A 16,618-nucleotide genomic window follows, 5' to 3' on the forward strand; every position below is an offset into this window, starting at 1 on the left:
CCACAGCTTGTACAACCTCCCCGCTGCGCTAAGTCATTGAGCGCTCAAGCGTTTATTTCAGGCCCGACAAGGAATAGGAATGCATCTCACGCGCAGACGTTTTTCATTACCACTAAACCAATAAAATCAGAGGCTTAGCGTTTGACAGCCCCAGTTCGCAAGACCAGACTAACCCTCCAGCCCACTCCCCGAGACAGGACGACAACATGAAAGGCGACAAGAAAGTCATCCAGCACCTGAATAAGATTCTGGCCAACGAGCTGGTGGCGATTAACCAATATTTTTTGCATGCGCGCATGTACGAAGACTGGGGCCTGAAGCGCCTGGGCGAGCACGAGTACCACGAGTCCATCGACGAAATGAAACACGCCGATGTCTTGGTTAAGCGCATTCTGTTCCTCGAAGGCCTGCCCAACCTGCAAGACCTTGGCAAGCTGATGATCGGCGAAAACACCAAGGAAATGCTCGAGAGCGATCTTAAGCTTGAGCTGCAGGCCATTCCTGATCTGCGCGACGCAATTGCTTACTGCGAAAGCATCGGCGACTACATTAGCCGCGAACTGCTTGAAGACATCCTCGAGTCTGAGGAAGAGCACGTTGACTGGCTGGAAACCCAGCTCGGCCTGATCGAAAAAGTCGGCCTAGAAAACTACCTGCAATCGCAGATGGACGAATAAGTTACTGAGCAATAAAAAACCCAGCCGCGCGGCTGGGTTTTTTATTGCTGCCACCAGCATTACGCCCGAGCGGCGTTAATCGCCTCAACGTAAGGCTCTGACAAGCGCTGATCGGCAATCAAGGCAACAAAGTCGCGACCTTGGCTATCGGTGGCATTCAAGTTCAGGCCGGCGGCTTTGAAGTAGCCAAGAAAGCGCACAAAGTCGTCTTCACGCAAACCACGGTAGGCGCTAACCAGCACGTGCAGATCACGTGGGGTGCCATCGGCGGGAGCCGCTACATCCAAGAACACTTTAACTTGGTCGTCGGTCATCGGCTCACCGATGATCTGGCGCTTCTCTTTAGCCATGTGGCCTCCGCAATGATGAGTAAAATCAGGGCGCGCAGTGTAGCCCGCAGGCAACGGCGGCTCAACGCTTGCCAAGCACGGTCTTAAAAGCTGCTTAACGTGCTTTGACTGTACCGGTATGCACATCGGCCCACACATGGCCGTTGGGGTAACGCAAAAACTGCACGTACACCCGTTCATGCCGCAGCAAGTCTAAGAGCACGGCGTACTGTGCCGCTGGGTACTGCAAGCTGAGCGTGCGCGAGTCACTATCGAAGCTGGGCTTTTTCAAGCTTTTGCCCTCGCCATCAAAGCTAACTCGTACCGCAACAATACTGGCCTTAGCATTAAGCGGCTGGCCTTTAAGCAACAACTGCGTTTGGCTGACCACCGGAATCGGCTGCATATCAGAAGGCCGCTGCACCGCCGTGGTGATGCTGTAGTGCGTCACTTGCAGCAGTTGCTGCTCAATCGGCACCTCGGTGCGCAGGCTGTCTTTATCCGCCGGTAAAAACTGGCCATGCATCGGCGCCGCTTGCGCCCAAGCAGATCCCAGTGCCGCACTGCATAGCAAACCTGTGATCAGCTTCAACATGGCCTCTCTCCGGTAAAGCCCGCGCACTGCCGCGGATTCATCAATGGCCTTTAAGGGCAAAAATACCAGCCGCGTTGCGCCAGTAACCTTTGTAATCCATGCCGTAACCGAAGATGTAACGGTCTTCGCACTGCAAGCCCACGTAATCGGCCTTAAGATTTGGGCTGGCTTTGCGATCGTGCAACTTATCGACCAACACCGCAGTGTGCACCGCGCTGGCACCGGCGTGCTTACAAAACTCGATAATGGCCGACAAGGTGTGCCCTTCATCAAGGATGTCGTCGATGATCAGCACTTCGCGGTCAATGAACGAAATCTCAGGCTTGGCCTTCCAGAACAGTTCGCCGCCGGTGGTTTCGTTGCGGTAACGCGTGGCGTGCAAGTACGACAACTCCAGCGGGAAATTCAGCTGTGCCACCAACTTGCCGGAAATAATCAGGCCACCGTTCATCACGCAAAACACCACCGGATTACGATCCGCCATTTCGGCATTGATCTTGGCCGCCATCTGGCTGATGGCCGCCTCCACGGTGGCTTCATCGAACAAACAATCGGCTTCTTCCATCACTTGACGGATGTGGGCGAGATCGGCAGACATAGTGCGCTCCTTTTCAGGCTAGCAGGCAGACAGGGCTGGAAAAAACCGGCAAGGCTAACGACAGTTCGCCAGCACAGCAAGCGATTTGGCAACAGGATGTCGCACTATAGGTGTCATCTGACGCACCAATCGGCTAGCCTTTGCCCGTTTATCTCTTGCCCCACCTGCCCTCGGCTTTGGAGTTCTCATGCCTGTGCACGAAATTCGCCACCCTCTGGTTCGCCACAAACTTGGCCTGATGCGCCGCGGCGACTTATCCACCAAAAGTTTCCGCGAATTAGCCCAAGAAGTCGGCACCCTGCTGACCTATGAGGCCACGCAAGATTTACCCCTTGAGCCTTACACCGTAGAAGGCTGGTGCGGCCCGATTCAGGCTGAGCGTATTGCCGGCAAAAAAGTCACCGTGGTACCGATTTTGCGCGCCGGTCTTGGCATGTTGGATGGCGTTTTAAGCCTGCTGCCGGGCGCCAAAGTGAGCGTGGTGGGTCTGGCCCGCAACGAAGAAACCTTAGAAGCGCATACCTACCTAGAGAAACTGGTCGGCGAGCTAGATCAGCGCATGGCACTGGTGATTGACCCCATGCTGGCCACCGGCGGCTCGATGATCGCCACCTTAGACCTGCTCAAGAAAGCCGGCTGTAAAGAGATTCGCGCGCTGGTTCTGGTCGCCGCTCCCGAAGGCATCGCCAAAGTTGAAGCGGCGCACCCCGACGTCAAGCTGTTCACCGCCTCAATCGACCAATGCCTCAACGAGCATGGCTACATCCTGCCGGGCTTAGGCGATGCCGGTGACCGCATCTTTGGCACGCAGCAGAAGGATGTCAGCGCATGAGCCACGAATTGCCCCACGACCCACTGTGGAAGCAGGCCCTGTCGGGCGCACAAATGCTGTTTGTGGCCTTTGGCGCACTGGTGCTGATGCCGCTCATTACCGGCATGGACCCTAACGTCGCGCTGTTTACCGCAGGCTTAGGCACACTCTTGTTCTACGTGATTACCGGCGGGCAGGTGCCTATTTTCTTGGCCTCGTCCTTTGCCTTTATCGCCCCGATCATCGCCGCCAAAGCCGATTTCGGCCTGCCTGCCACGCTCGGCGGTTTGCTCGCAGCGGGCATGGTGTACATCCTGCTGTCTGCCGCTGTGCGGCTGCGTGGCACCGGCTTTCTCGATCGCCTGTTACCCCCGGTGGTGATTGCGCCAGTGATCATGGTGATCGGTTTGGCGCTGGCGCCTATCGCCGTCAACATGGCCATGGGCAAAACCGGCGACGCCAGCGCTCAGCTGATTCCGTACGAAACCGCGCTGCTGATCTCCATGCCTGCCCTACTGACCACGCTGCTGGTCGCGGTCGCGGCCAAAGGCATCCTGCGCTTGATCCCGATTCTCTGCGGCGTGGTGGTGGGCCTTGTGCTCTCGGCCGTACTGGGTGTTTGGGATACCTCTGCGGCGGCGACTGCGCCGTGGCTGGCCATGCCTAACTTTGTCGCGCCAGAGCTGCACTGGGGCGCCATTCTCTTCATGCTGCCCGTGGCGATTGCCCCGGCCATTGAGCACGTGGGCGATGTACTGGCCATCGGCAATGTCACCGGCCGCAACTACCTGCAAAAGCCTGGCTTACACCGCACCTTGCTCGGGGATGGCATCGCCACCTCCGCCGCGGCCCTGCTGGGCGGCCCGCCCAACACCACCTATTCAGAAGTGACGGGGGCGGTAATGCTCACGCGCAACTTCAACCCGAAAATCATGCTGTGGGCGGCGGGGATCGCCATCGTGCTGGCGTTCATCGGCAAATTTGGCGTGCTGCTGCAAACCATTCCAGTGCCGGTCATGGGCGGTATCTTGTGCTTACTGTTTGGCACCATTGCCGGCGTGGGCATGAACACCCTTATCCGCCATCAAGTCGACTTGTCCGAGCCACGCAACTTGGTCATCGTCTCGGTCACCTTAGTGTTTGGTATCGGCGGCATGGTGTTTGGTGTCGGCGAGTGGACGCTCAAAGGCATCAGCCTGTGCGCCATCGCCGCCATCTTGCTCAACTTGGCGCTGCCCGGCAGCCAAGGCTGGGACGCCCACGACTACCCCAAAGACCACTAACACCGCCCCACCTTGTAGCATTCCTGTTACAGAGCGAGCCTTGAGCCCAGCGCCAAGGCTCGCCAGACTAAACCCTCAACAACAATAACAAGACACCCCATGGATACTGCTCAAGCTGTGCATATCTTGGTGGTCGATGATGACGAAGAAATCCGCGAACTGCTGGGCGAACACCTGCAACGCGGCGGTTATCGCGTGACCACCTTGGCCGACGGCGTCAACTTGCTGCCCACCTTACGTCGCGGTGGCGTGGGGCTGTTGATTTTGGATGTCATGCTGCCCGGTGAAGACGGCTTTAGCCTGTGCCGCAAAGTGCGCGAACAATGCGCCGTGCCCATCATCATGCTCACCGCCAGTGCCGATGAAGCCGACCGCGTGATTGGCCTTGAGTTGGGCGCCGACGATTACCTTGGCAAGCCCTTTAGCCCGCGTGAACTATTGGCCCGCATACGGGCCCTGCTGCGCCGCAGCCAAGGTGCGCTGGGCGTCGCCCAGCGGCAACTACGCTTTGGCGACTGGACGCTGGATCTGGTCAGCCACCATTTAAGCCATCGCGATGGCGAACAACTGAATCTTTCCGGCGCCGAGTTTGCCTTACTGCACCTGCTGCTCAGCAAAGCCAACCAAGTGCTCAGCCGCGATGACATCAGCCAAGCGCTGCATGGCCGTGACTGCACCCCGTATGACCGCAGCGTCGACATTCAAGTCAGCCGCTTACGCCAACGCCTCGGCGGTAGCGAAGGCGGCGGCCAAGTGATTCGCACCTTACGCAACAAAGGTTATTTGCTGGCTTGCGATGTCCATGCCAGTGCTTGATCGCTATCTGCCCCGCAGTTTATTCGGCCGCATGGCCTTGGTGCTGTTGGGCAGTATTTTGTTGGCTGAAGTGTTTTTGGTGCTGGTGTGGCGCGAGCAAGCCGCCAGCCGTGACGAGCGTCTCCTGCGCGAAGGCACTCAATCGCTGGCGTTAAGCCTAGCCAGCACCGCCCGCTTTTTTACTGCGCTGCCCAGCGAATACCGCCACCTAACGCTCAACCAGTTACGCAGCATGGGCGGCACGCGGTTTTTTGTCTCGCTCAATCGCCAGTTTCTGGCCATGGATGACTTGGCCGATTTCGAGCGCCGTCAGTTGGTGCAAAGCACCGTGCTCAATACCTTGCGCGAGCAACTGGGCAGCGAACCGCAAATCCACGTCAACTTCACCAGTCAAGACGGCTTGCGCATTCTCAATCCAGACACCCGCCTGCGCGACTTGCCGCCCTCGTGGGTGGAATACTCGCTGACACTCGAGCCGCTAGACCCACCCATCTTGGTCACGCAAATCCGCCTGAAAGACGATGAATGGCTGTACCTGGCCGCGGCCATGCCGATGCCTCTCTGGCCACTAGAAACGGCCTACTTACCCGCGCGCGAACGCTGGTTACTGGCCTTGATGACCCTGCTGTTGCTGCTCACCAGCATTGCCTTAGCCCGCTCACTCACCCGCCCACTCAAGCAGCTGGCACGCCACGCCCGCAAGCTAGGCCAAGAGATAGAACAACCGCCACTCAGCGAAGACGGCCCGCGTGAGATTCAAGAAGCCGCGCGAGCGCTCAATGCCATGCAGCGGCAAGTACAGCGCTACGTTAAAGACCGCGCGCAAACCTTTTCTAGCATCTCGCACGACTTAAAAACGCCCATCACCCGCCTGCGCCTGCGCGTCGAATTGATCGAAGAAGAAGCCCAGCGGGAGGCCCTGCTACGCAACCTCGACGAGCTCGAGCTGCTGGTCAAAGGCGCGCTGCAATGCATGAAAGACACTGACATTCACGAAAACACCGAAGCCGTTGATCTTTCAGGCTTACTCAAAAGCATTCAAAGCGAACTGCCAGACCCTTCGCGCTTAACCCTGCGCTGTTTGGCCCAAGGTGTGTATCCGGGCAAACCGTTTGCCCTTAAACGCTGCCTCACCAACCTGATCGACAACGGCATCAAATACGGCGAGTGCGTACACATCACCTTATTAGAAGGGCAAACCGGCCTGCATCTATCGCTACGCGACGAAGGCCCCGGCATTCCACAAACCTACCGTGATCAAGTGTTTGAGCCTTATTTCCGCCTACCCGCTAGTCGCAGCAAACCCGGCGATGGTTTGGGCTTGGGCATCGCTCGGCAAATCATCCACGCCCACGGCGGCACGCTGAGCTTGTCGAATTACTCAGGCGGCGGCTTGTTGATCCAGATTGAGTTACCGCGCTGAGGATTAACCCAAGCACGAGCCTCTGGATCAATGCCTGCAACGCCCATCCAGCGATAGCGCCGCAAAAAAACAAAGCCCGGCAAAGACCGGGCTAGCGGGCGCAGCGTTAGCGACTACCGCAGCGTACGACGGTCGCGCACATTCTCGCGCTGATCACGCACATTCTCCTGACCATCTCGGGCGTTTTCACGGCGATCATGACGATTTTCTACGCGATCAAGTGGCCCACCAATAAAGTGTGCATCACGTACATCCTCGCGATGATCCCGCCGATTTTCTCGATGATCGACGCCATTTTCGCGGCGATCACCGTAATCCCTGCGCGCGTCGGCCAGCGTTAACGGCCCACCCTCATAGCGTGTGGCCCATGGGCCATCGCCTGCATTCACACCACCGGCGCACAGCGCCGCAGCAACAAAGGCGGATAACACAAAGCGTTTCTTAGGCATGGCAGTACCCCTGAGCAAATAGAAGGTGTAAGGCAAACAACGTTAGCCAAGCAGTCTAAACCACCTGTTTAAAACAGGTGCTATTTCGTGGGCCGCTCATTGCTGACTAAAGGGCTCACCGCGTCTGTTAGCTGACTAACCGGCATGTATCCACCGCGATACAAAGCCATAGCGCTTTGTTACCCAAAGCCTACGCCCAGCCCCGTAGACTGCTTGCTGCCCGCACTTGATTGCGGCTTACAACAAAAACAACAGCAAGGACTAACCCAATGCCAAAGACCCGCCTGAATACCGCTTTGCGTTTAGCCTCAGCCTGCGTGCTGGGCTTGTCACTGGCCAACCCCGCACACGCCGGCGAAGTTGAAGTGCTGCACTGGTGGACTGCCGGTGGCGAAGCCAAATCCGCGGCCGTGCTGGCCGACATGCTCAAAGCCCGTGGCCACAGCTGGAAAGACTTTGCCGTGGCCGGCGGCGGCGGCGAAAGCGCGATGACCGTACTAAAAACCCGCGCCGTGGCCGGCACCCCACCTGCGGCCGCGCAAATCAAAGGCTTAGATATTCAGGAGTGGGCCAAGCTCGGCTTTTTAACCAATCTCGACAGCGTGGCCGCTGCAGAACAGTGGGATACCCTGCTGCCCGGCGTCATCACCCAAGTGATGAAGTATCAAGGTCACTACGTAGCAGTGCCGGTCAACGTGCACCGTGTTAACTGGCTGTGGATCAACCCTAAAGCCTTGGCCAAAGCCGGCGCCAGCGTTCCCACCAACTGGACCGAGTTCGTTGCCGCCGCTGAGAAGCTGCAAGCCGCCGGCATCATCCCACTGGCTCACGGTGGTCAGCCTTGGCAAGACGCCACCGTGTTTGAAGCCATTGCCCTAGAAGTGCTGGGCATCGACGACTACCGCAAAGCCTTTGTGATGCACGACAGCGCCACCCTGAAAGGCCCCAAAATGGTCGAAGCGCTCACCCGCTTTGCTCAAGTGCGCCAATTCATCGACAAAAACAGCGCCGGCCGCGATTGGAACTTGGCCACCGGCATGTTGCTGCGCGGTGAAGCCGGCATGCAGATCATGGGCGACTGGGCTAAAGGCGAAATCACCGCCGCCGGCATGGTCCCAGGTAAAGATATTCTCTGCGTAGCCACGCCGGGCACTGCCGGTAGTTTCACCTTCAACATCGACAGCTTCGCCTTCTTCAAGCTCAACAGTGATGACGATCAGACCGCACAACGCGCACTGGCCTCGACCATTCTGACGCCTGAGTTCCAAGAGGTGTTTAACCTCAACAAAGGCTCAATCCCCGCACGCCTAGACAGCGACATGAGTAAGTTCGACAGCTGCGCGCAAGACAGCATGGCGACCTTCAAAAGCGCCAACGCCGAGGGCAAGTTGGTGCCCAGCTGGTCGCACGGTTTAGCCACCACCAGTCAGGTGCAGGGCGCGCTGTACGATGTGCTGACCAAGTTCTTTAACGACAAGAACGCCGACCCCGTTGCCACCGCTGACCTGATGGCCCGCGCGGTACGCTCCGCTCAATAACACCTGCAGTAACGCCGGCTCAGCCCAGCGCTGGGCCGGTCGAGGACTCCCCCATGCTACTTGCTCACCCCCAAACAGCTTCGCGCCCGTGGCGCTGGAGTCTGTCGCTCGAGCGTGCCTTACCCAAACTGGTGTTGGCGCCCTCTCTGCTGCTGGCCTTGGTCTGCATCTATGGCTATATGGCTTGGACGGGCTATATCTCGTTCACCTCCTCCAGCTTTCTGCCCAATTATGAGTTCACCGGAGCCGGGCAATACCTGCGCCTGCTAGAAAACGACCGTTGGCTGGTGGCCTGTAAAAACCTTGCCCTGTTTGGCGTGCTGTTTATCGGCATCAGCCTGTTGCTCGGTGTCTTTATCGCGATCCTGCTTGACCAGCAGATTCGTGCCGAAGGCGCGCTGCGCACGATTTACCTGTACCCGATGGCGATCTCATTTATCGTCACCGGCACCGCGTGGAAGTGGATCCTTAACCCCAGCTTGGGCCTTGAAAAACTGGCCCATGACCTAGGTTGGTCCAGCTTCACGTTTGACTGGCTAACCAACCCCGACAAAGCCATTTACACCCTGATCATCGCCGCCGTTTGGCAGTCCTCAGGCTTTGTGATGGCGATGTTTTTGGCCGGTTTGCGTGGGATTGACGCCTCCATCATCAAAGCCGCTCAGCTAGATGGCGCCAGTAAGCCGCGCATCTATCTGCGCATCGTGCTGCCGTGTCTGCGACCGGTGTTTTTTAGCGCCATTATGGTGTTGTCGCACATTGCGATTAAAAGCTTCGACTTGGTCACCGCGCTGACCGCCGGCGGCCCCGGCTACAGCACCGACCTACCCGCCTTGTTTATGTATGCACATGCCTTTACCCGCGGCCAAATTGGTTTGGGCGCCGCCTCCGCGATGATGATGCTGGCCGGCGTACTGGCGATTTTAGTGCCGTACTTGTACTCAGAGCTGCGAGGTAAACGCCATGCGTAATCCAGCCCTCCATCACGCCAAGCTGCCAACGGTCACGCTGGGCCGCCTATTCATTTATGCCAGCTTAATCGCCATGGCCGCGCTGTACTTGATGCCGCTGTGGGTGGTGCTGCTGACCAGCTTCAAAACCACAGCGGACATTCGCACCGGCAACTTGTTGAGCCTGCCCGATGTGTGGGTGCTCGACGGTTGGCTCAAGGCTTGGAGTAGCGCCTGCACCGGCGTTAGCTGCAACGGCATCAGCGGTTACTTTATTAACTCCAGCGTCATGGTGTTGCCGGCGGTGGCAATCAGCACCCTGCTGGGCGCGCTCAATGGCTACGTGCTGTCGATGTGGCGCTTTAAAGGCTCGGAACTACTGTTCGGCCTGTTGCTGTTTGGCTGTTTTATCCCCTTCCAAGTGATCTTGCTGCCCATGGCGCAAACCTTGGGCTGGCTGGGCATTGCCAACACCACCGCAGGTCTTGTGCTGGTGCATGTGATTTACGGGTTGTGCTTTACCACCTTGTTTTTCCGCAACTACTACCAAGCCCTGCCCGGCGAGATCATCAAAGCAGCCCGCTTAGACGGCGCCGGCTTTTTCACCATCTTCTGGCGCATCGTGCTGCCGCTATCACGGCCGATCATCATGGTCACGGTGATCTGGCAGTTCACCGCCATTTGGAACGATTTCTTGTTTGGCGTGGTGTTCTCTGCTGGCGACAACCAGCCCATGACCGTCGCCTTAAACAACCTGGTCAACACCACCACCGGCGCCAAGGAATACAACGTCGATATGGCGGCGGCGGTGCTCGCCGCCCTGCCCACGCTGTTGGTGTATTTCGTCGCGGGTAAGTATTTCGTGCGCGGCCTAACCGCCGGCGCCATCAAAGGTTAAGAGGATTGGTTATGACTTCACTGTCGATCTGTAACGTAGGCAAGCAATACCACAAAGGCGCCACCACGCTGGAAAACATCAATCTGGAGATTCGCTCCGGCGAATTTTTGATCTTGGTTGGCCCATCCGGCTGCGGCAAATCCACCCTCATGAACATGATTGCCGGCTTGGAAGAGGTTTCCAGCGGACAAATCCTGCTCAATGACCACGACATCACCCACGCCCCGCCGGCAGCGCGCGACATCGCCATGGTGTTTCAGTCGTACGCGCTGTATCCCAACATGAGCGTGTACGACAACATCGCCTTTGGTCTGCAAATTCGCAAATGGCCCAAGAGCGACATCGAAACCGAAGTGCAGCGCGTCGCCAAAATGCTGCAAATCGATCACCTGCTGAGCCGCAAACCGGCGCAGCTTTCTGGCGGCCAACAACAACGCGTCGCCATGGGCCGCGCTTTGGCGCGCAGACCCAAGGTGTATTTATTTGACGAACCGCTCTCCAACCTCGACGCCAAGCTGCGTGTGGAGATGCGCACCGAAGTCAAAAAACTGCATCAACGCCTAGGCACCACCATCGTGTATGTCACTCACGATCAGATCGAGGCCATGACGTTGGCTGACCGCATCGCGGTGATGAAAGATGGTGTGATCCAGCAACTAGGCACCCCGCAGGAGATTTACCAATCGCCCAACAACTTGTTTGTCGCCAGTTTTATTGGCTCGCCGGCGATGAACTTTATTCCCGTCACCGTTGAGCGCAACGACCAAGGTCTGTTCGTGCAACTGAGCGATAGCGGTGGTCAACGCTTAAACGTGCCCTTGCGCGCGGACTTGCCAGCAACCGTCGGTCAGGAGCTGATTCTGGGGCTGCGCCCCGAAGCGATCACCGAAGTGCAGCCGCATCGCTTAAGCCAAGCAGACACCTTCCAAGGTCAGTTCATGGTGGAAATGACCGAGCCCACCGGCCCCGACACCCTGACCTTACTGCGCATCAATCAGCGCGAAGTCACCGCACGGATTGCGCCGCAAGCCAATCCACAAGCCGGTCACAGCCTGGCCCTGATGCTCGATGCCAGCCAAGCGCTGTTCTTTGAGCCAAGCAGTGGCGAGCGTCTACGCGCCAGCCCCCAGCAACGGATTGCCTAAGCCAGCCATCCGCCCAGCCAGCGCGCTCTATCGGCTCAGATAGGGCGCGCGACACCCCATCACACCGGCACGCGGCCACGCAGCGCCTTGGTTTTACCGCGCAGGGTTTTACTGTCCATCCGGCGTTTTTGTGAGCCGCGCGTGGCCTTGGTGGGGCGGCGCTTTTTCTCCACCACGGTGGCGCTACGAATCAGCGCGACCAAACGCTCAAGCGCATCCAAACGATTCAACTCTTGGGTACGATGCGACTGCGCCTTGAGCACAATCACGCCGTCTTTGCTGATGCGCTGATCGGCCAACGCCAGCAAGCGCTCTTGATAAAACGCAGGCAGCGACGAGGCTTTGATATCGAACCGCAAATGTATCGCCGACGACACCTTGTTGACGTTTTGCCCACCACTGCCCTGAGCACGGATCGCCGTGAGCTCAATTTCATCAGCCGCAAGATGCACACTGTTGGAGATCTCTAACAAAGCAATAACCTTATTTAAATAACGATTAATTCAGGCCACGAATTATGCCCACTTTACGAATACTGCGCAAAACCCTGCGCAGTATTTTTGTCATTACAACAAAAACAAACCAATGCAAGCGCAAAAATATCAAACCGATTTAATACTGCCATTCAGCACATTTTCAACTTTACGTATTGTTTCAATATAAAAACCATTGTTAGACTTCGCACCGCCTGATCAGGCAACCTTGCTCACTCTTAGAGCAAAAGGATCGTTTATAAATGCAAAGGAGTCTTGCATGAAATCTGTTGTATACGCTGCCGCGCTTTCTAGCCTTGTTCTACTTACTGGCTGTGCCAGCCAGAACTACAGCCAACCCAGCGCACCGCTGAACAGCCAAGTTAAAACAAACCTCAAAGCTGATGTTGCTGTGGGCGAGTCTATTCAGGGCGAGTCTTCGGTCAACATTCTGTTTGGCGTGTTCAAGCTTGGTGGCGATAGCCAGTTTGCTGACGGCGTAACTTACGGCGGTGGCGAAGGCGGTTTTGCTTTGGGCCTAGATCCAGTTGCTGCGGCTAAAGCGGCGGCTGCCTACAAAGCCGTTAAATCAGCCAATGCAGACCTGATCGTAGCCCCGCGTTACGAAGTCAGCGTACAAGACTACATGCTGTACAAAACTGTCAGCGTGAAAGTAATTGGCAACAAAGGCACCATTAGCAGCATTCGCTAATAACGCCCACTTGCTGCTTAAGCTCACCTTAAGCAGCAAGTTATTTTCACTGCGTCCGCGCTCTACGCCCACACTGCTAATCTAACGCGCCAGCCCCTTCACGCCGCATCACACCAGCACTGCCGCTGCTTTACAAAAGCCTACTTAGCTTATCAGGCGCTGCCACATAACCTCTGCAACATCATCTTTATATAGTCAACAAACCTTGCAGAAAAAAACACAGGAGCCATAACCGTGCTTTGTTTATTAGCAGCAAACCCACGCCACTCTAAGCGATGGCGTGAGATTGACGAGCTGCGCTTTGCGCGAACTAACGCTTAATAGCAATACGTGGCTGCCATTTCAGCCATTCATCTTTGTACTCATCGTGGAGAATGAACACTTCGCCGTCACGGGCTTGGCCTTTTTGCGCGGCACCCTCTGGGGTGGCAAAAGCGATCCCGCCCTCAACCAAGCTCTCCAACGATTCGGCGCGGATTTTAGTGCCTTTGAACAAGCTGAAATCCACGCCGATACCACTGACGTTCCAAAACTTACTGCCACGGGTGACTAACGAGGCGTAACGCGGCTCAATCAACAACTCGAGCAACACGCGGTCGGCATTAGGGGCCAAGTGCACCCCCGTCACCTTACCCACCGCCACCTCACGATAGGTCACCGAGACTCCTTCTTTGATCGAGGCGCGGCGCGGCGTGCTGACGGTGATGCGCAAACCGCGCTCACGCTCCGTCACACCCGGCGCATCCATCAACAAGTTAAACGCCAACTGGCGACCTGTGGCCTTAGCCGGCGGACTGACTTCGATGTAAGTCCCACCGACCAAGGTTTCTAAGTGCGCAGTGCGCACTAGGCCTAACTTGGGGCTCACCAGCCAGTATTGGGCTCCAGCTCGGGCAAACTGAGCGGGCGATTCGGTGATGCGACCAGTCAACTTCAAGCTTTTTAAGTCACTGGCCAGCTCGATGTTTTCAATCTGCCCCACATCAAAGCCTAAGTAGCGCAGCGGCATGCCGACACTTAAGTTCTCACCCCGCTCAGCAGTCAGTTCAATCAAAACACCTTCGGCTAAAGCCTGCTCCTGCGACTCATACAAATTAAAACGTGCACCGTTACCTACCGCAGAACCCTTGTCTGGCGTTTCAAAGGCAATACCGCCGGCTAACAGACTTTGTAAGGACTCCGCTTTCACCTCGATGCCGCTTAAGCCGCCCTTGAGCGTCACGCCACTGGCGTTCCAAAAACGCGTCGACTTATTAATTAACCCCACGTATTCCGGCTCGATATGCAGCCCAACCACCACCTTCTGCTGCTTTGGCCCTAACTGCACACTGTTCACGGTACCGACCTGTAACTGGCGATACAAAATCGGGCTACCCGCCGACAATGAGCCGACTTTATCGGTGGTCACAATGACATGCAGGCCCGGCGTGCGCACATCCAGAGGTGGTGGCTTACGCAATGCTTCAAATTCACGCTGAGGTGTATCGCCTTTATTGCCGGGACGAACGACGAAATAGTTGCCCTTAAACAGGGCCTCAAGCCCTGAAATACCGGTCAGCGAAATTGACGGTCGCACCATCCAGAACTGGGTGCCTTCCACCATGTAGTCTTCCGTGCGCGGGTCCATGTTCAGCTCAACCATGGCCCCTTGCAAATCAGCATCCACAGCAACCTTTTTGACGTAGCCCACCTGCACGCCTTGCCAACGCACTGGCGTTTCACCGGGTTCCAGACCCGCAAACTCGGTCACATGCAGCTTGATGCGAATACCCGACTGCGCCGCTTCAAAGTTCTCATACAGAGGGAAGACCTTTTCCGCATCGACTGGCGGACTGTCTTTGCGGTGATCCGGCGTGGCGAAGGCAATACCGCCTGCCAGCACGCTGACCAGCGACTCGGTATTAATTTTTACCCCACTTAAGCCGGCCTCAATCTCTAGTCCGCTGGCATTCCAAAAGCGCGTGTGCTGCCGCACTAAGTGGGCGTATTCAGGCTTAATAACCAAGCCAACCAGAATGTTTTGCTCATCCTGATCCAGCTCATAATCTTTGACTTGGCCTACTTGGATTTGCTTGTAGTAAATCGGCGCACCTTGCTCTAACGAGCCTAGGCGTGGCGTGCGCACGGTTAGATGCAGGCCTGGCAATGCATCGGACAGCGGTGGCGGCTCAAGCAAGGCAGCAAACTTATCCTCAAACTCGCCTTCACCCGGCTCAAGGGTGATGTAATTACCGCTCACTAAAGTCTCTAAGCCGGTCACACCAGCCAACGACACTCGCGGCTTAACCAGCCAAAACCGAGTGTTGCTGCGTAAAAAGCCTTCGGCCTCACGTGCCACCTCTAAGGTTGCGCGCACGCCTTTGTGTTTTTTATCCAAGCGCAGGTCTTTGACCTTACCCAGCGCCATGCCTTTGTAGATCAGCTCAGTTTTGCCAACCTGAATACCATCCCCGGTGGAAAAATCGATCATCACGTTGATGCCCGCGGTGCTGTAGGCACGCCACGCCAGCCACAACCCAATGCCCAGCGCAATCAGCGGGAGCACCCAAATCGCCGACCAAGTCGACGCTTTGCGTTTATGCGGTACGGGGAGGTTATCAGTCATGGTCTTCCTCAGACTCGGTGTTATCCCAAATCAAACGTGGATCAAACGTCGTAGCCGCCAACATGGTGGTAATTACCACCAAGGCAAAGGCAATGGCGCCAGGCCCTGCGGTTATTTGTGCAATGCTGCCAAAACTTACCAAAGACACCAAAATGGCGATGACAAAGATATCCAGCATCGACCAACGGCCAATCCATTCAATAAAACGAAACATATAGCCGCGCTGCCGTGCCGACAACGGCTGATGGCGCTGAATGGAATACAGCAACAACCCCATTCCTACCAATTTAAACGTAGGCACCAAAATACTAGCGATAAAGACCACCAAAGCAATCGGCACCATGTCGTAATGAATCAGCGCAATGACGCCGGATAAAATCGTGTCACCCGAATCCTTACCAAACGAACTCACCACCATAATCGGTAGCATATTGGCGGGAATAAACAGCATGGCTGCGGTTAACAATAAAGCCCACGTGCGCATCAAACTGTTGGGGCTACGCGGATAGACCGCTGCGTGACAACGCACGCAGGTTTGGCCAGCCTCAGATTGCGTTGGATCCATGCGGTTGACCGCGTGGCACTCCATACACAAGATAAAGCCGGCATCAAGCGCACGCTTCATCAATCACCTCGTCGACGGCTTGACGGTTGCGCTGCTCTTCAAGCATTTCCCACACTTGGTGATCATTCATGGTCGCTTCCAGCCAAATCTGGCTGACCAATAAACCCACAAAACAAGCCAAGCCTAACCCAAGACTTAAATCACCCAAGTCAATCATCTTAACGATACTGACCAGCACGCCAAACATATACACTTCAAGCATGCCCCACTCACGCATGTGGTGATAAGTGCGGTACAACCACAAACCAAAACGGGCCGAACCGTTTAACTGTAAAATCAACAGCACCCAAAGCTGAGTCAATAACTTAATCAGGGGAATCAGCATACTGGACAGAAATACGATCAAAGCAATCACCGCCATATCACTGAGATACAACGCCTTAACCGCACTCCAAATAGTGTCATCATTCTTTTGCCCCAGCAGCCCGAGGCTCATAATGGGCATAAAGTTAGCTGGCAGATAAAAAATTAAAGCGGCCAAAACCAACGCCAAACTGCGCTGCACCATATGCGGCTGGTGTCTATCTACCTCATAACCACAGCGCGGGCATTCTGCTTTTTCACCATCTTGCAAATGCGGTTTGGCCATCAATAAATCACACTCGTGGCAAATCAACAGTTGCTCAAGCGACAGCTTAGCCAAGTCCAACTCACCGGCCGGTGGTGTCTCCATGGTGTGTGTCATATCGAT

Annotated in this window: 18 protein-coding genes; 10 read left to right on the top strand and 8 right to left on the bottom strand. The window is 56.2% G+C overall.

Features of this window, described 5'->3' with window-relative positions:
• Positions 1 to 206 precede the first annotated feature (206 nt).
• Positions 207 to 677, top strand: coding sequence for a bacterioferritin (gene bfr, locus MKI83_RS05620; protein ID WP_241583919.1), 471 nt, complete (start codon positions 207 to 209; stop codon positions 675 to 677).
• Between the two features lie 59 nt (positions 678 to 736).
• Here the strand turns inward: bfr and MKI83_RS05625 are convergent, their stop codons facing one another.
• The 3 genes from MKI83_RS05625 to MKI83_RS05635 form a co-directional block, all read right to left on the bottom strand.
• The gene (locus MKI83_RS05625; RefSeq protein ID WP_241583921.1) at positions 737 to 1,027 is read right to left on the bottom strand and encodes a PA4642 family protein; all 291 of its coding nucleotides are present in this window, start codon (positions 1,025 to 1,027) and stop codon (positions 737 to 739) included.
• A gap of 94 nt (positions 1,028 to 1,121) precedes the next feature.
• The gene (locus tag MKI83_RS05630; protein WP_241583923.1) at positions 1,122 to 1,601 is read right to left on the bottom strand and encodes a hypothetical protein; all 480 of its coding nucleotides are present in this window, start codon (positions 1,599 to 1,601) and stop codon (positions 1,122 to 1,124) included.
• 40 nt (positions 1,602 to 1,641) lie between these two features.
• On the bottom strand, positions 1,642 to 2,199 hold the full coding sequence (locus MKI83_RS05635; RefSeq protein ID WP_241583924.1) for a hypoxanthine-guanine phosphoribosyltransferase: 558 nt from the start codon (positions 2,197 to 2,199) through the stop codon (positions 1,642 to 1,644).
• Positions 2,200 to 2,386: 187 nt separating this feature from the next.
• On the opposite strand from MKI83_RS05635, the gene upp reads away from it, so the two are divergent.
• From upp to MKI83_RS05655, 4 genes are all read left to right on the top strand, one after another.
• Positions 2,387 to 3,031, top strand: a complete 645-nt coding sequence (gene upp, locus MKI83_RS05640; protein WP_241583925.1) for a uracil phosphoribosyltransferase — start codon at positions 2,387 to 2,389, stop codon at positions 3,029 to 3,031.
• Positions 3,028 to 4,293 (top strand): uracil-xanthine permease family protein, encoded by a 1,266-nt coding sequence (locus tag MKI83_RS05645; RefSeq protein ID WP_241583926.1) that lies wholly within the window; start codon positions 3,028 to 3,030, stop codon positions 4,291 to 4,293. Before upp ends, MKI83_RS05645 begins: the two co-directional genes overlap by 4 nt.
• Before the next feature lie 99 nt (positions 4,294 to 4,392).
• Positions 4,393 to 5,109, top strand: a complete 717-nt coding sequence (locus MKI83_RS05650; protein ID WP_241583927.1) for a response regulator — start codon at positions 4,393 to 4,395, stop codon at positions 5,107 to 5,109.
• On the top strand, positions 5,096 to 6,532 hold the full coding sequence (locus MKI83_RS05655) for an ATP-binding protein (protein ID WP_241583928.1): 1,437 nt from the start codon (positions 5,096 to 5,098) through the stop codon (positions 6,530 to 6,532). The genes MKI83_RS05650 and MKI83_RS05655 overlap by 14 nt, the downstream gene beginning before the upstream one ends.
• 113 nt (positions 6,533 to 6,645) lie before the next feature.
• Here MKI83_RS05655 and MKI83_RS05660 read toward each other — a convergent pair whose 3' ends face one another.
• The gene (locus tag MKI83_RS05660; protein WP_241583929.1) at positions 6,646 to 6,981 is read right to left on the bottom strand and encodes a hypothetical protein; all 336 of its coding nucleotides are present in this window, start codon (positions 6,979 to 6,981) and stop codon (positions 6,646 to 6,648) included.
• Positions 6,982 to 7,265: 284 nt separating this feature from the next.
• Here MKI83_RS05660 and MKI83_RS05665 point away from each other — a divergent pair, with 284 nt between their 5' ends.
• Genes MKI83_RS05665 through MKI83_RS05680 form a run of 4 tightly spaced genes read left to right on the top strand, consistent with a single transcriptional unit; the run spans position 7,266 to position 11,512 of the window.
• Complete coding sequence (locus MKI83_RS05665) at positions 7,266 to 8,519, top strand: ABC transporter substrate-binding protein (RefSeq protein WP_370867364.1); 1,254 nt, start codon at positions 7,266 to 7,268, stop codon at positions 8,517 to 8,519.
• A 53-nt stretch (positions 8,520 to 8,572) separates the two neighbouring features.
• On the top strand, positions 8,573 to 9,490 hold the full coding sequence (locus MKI83_RS05670; protein WP_241583932.1) for a carbohydrate ABC transporter permease: 918 nt from the start codon (positions 8,573 to 8,575) through the stop codon (positions 9,488 to 9,490).
• Positions 9,483 to 10,367, top strand: coding sequence for a carbohydrate ABC transporter permease (locus MKI83_RS05675; RefSeq protein ID WP_241583935.1), 885 nt, complete (start codon positions 9,483 to 9,485; stop codon positions 10,365 to 10,367). Before MKI83_RS05670 ends, MKI83_RS05675 begins: the two co-directional genes overlap by 8 nt.
• Before the next feature lie 11 nt (positions 10,368 to 10,378).
• Positions 10,379 to 11,512 (top strand): ABC transporter ATP-binding protein, encoded by a 1,134-nt coding sequence (locus MKI83_RS05680; protein WP_241583936.1) that lies wholly within the window; start codon positions 10,379 to 10,381, stop codon positions 11,510 to 11,512.
• Positions 11,513 to 11,571: 59 nt separating this feature from the next.
• On the opposite strand, the gene arfB is transcribed toward MKI83_RS05680, so the two are convergent.
• On the bottom strand, positions 11,572 to 11,985 hold the full coding sequence (gene arfB, locus MKI83_RS05685) for an alternative ribosome rescue aminoacyl-tRNA hydrolase ArfB (RefSeq protein ID WP_241583937.1): 414 nt from the start codon (positions 11,983 to 11,985) through the stop codon (positions 11,572 to 11,574).
• Between the two features lie 280 nt (positions 11,986 to 12,265).
• Here arfB and MKI83_RS05690 point away from each other — a divergent pair, with 280 nt between their 5' ends.
• Entirely contained in the window at positions 12,266 to 12,697 is a 432-nt protein-coding gene (locus MKI83_RS05690; protein WP_241583938.1) for a hypothetical protein, read from the top strand.
• A 310-nt stretch (positions 12,698 to 13,007) separates the two neighbouring features.
• On the opposite strand, the gene MKI83_RS05695 is transcribed toward MKI83_RS05690, so the two are convergent.
• From MKI83_RS05695 to MKI83_RS05705, 3 genes are read right to left on the bottom strand one after another with little or no spacing between them, the layout of a single operon-like run.
• Positions 13,008 to 15,302, bottom strand: a complete 2,295-nt coding sequence (locus MKI83_RS05695; protein ID WP_241583939.1) for a PqiB family protein — start codon at positions 15,300 to 15,302, stop codon at positions 13,008 to 13,010.
• Positions 15,295 to 15,927 carry a paraquat-inducible protein A gene (locus MKI83_RS05700; protein WP_241583940.1) on the bottom strand — a complete coding sequence of 211 codons (633 nt, stop codon included), beginning with the start codon at positions 15,925 to 15,927 and terminating at the stop codon, positions 15,295 to 15,297. The genes MKI83_RS05695 and MKI83_RS05700 overlap by 8 nt, the downstream gene beginning before the upstream one ends.
• Positions 15,911 to 16,612: a paraquat-inducible protein A gene (locus MKI83_RS05705; RefSeq protein WP_241583941.1), complete on the bottom strand. Its 702-nt coding sequence runs from the start codon at positions 16,610 to 16,612 to the stop codon at positions 15,911 to 15,913. The genes MKI83_RS05700 and MKI83_RS05705 overlap by 17 nt, the downstream gene beginning before the upstream one ends.
• Positions 16,613 to 16,618: the final 6 nt, after the last annotated feature.

The organism is Atopomonas sediminilitoris, assembly GCF_022601735.1.
Classification (GTDB): Bacteria; Pseudomonadota; Gammaproteobacteria; order Pseudomonadales; family Pseudomonadaceae; genus Atopomonas; species Atopomonas sediminilitoris.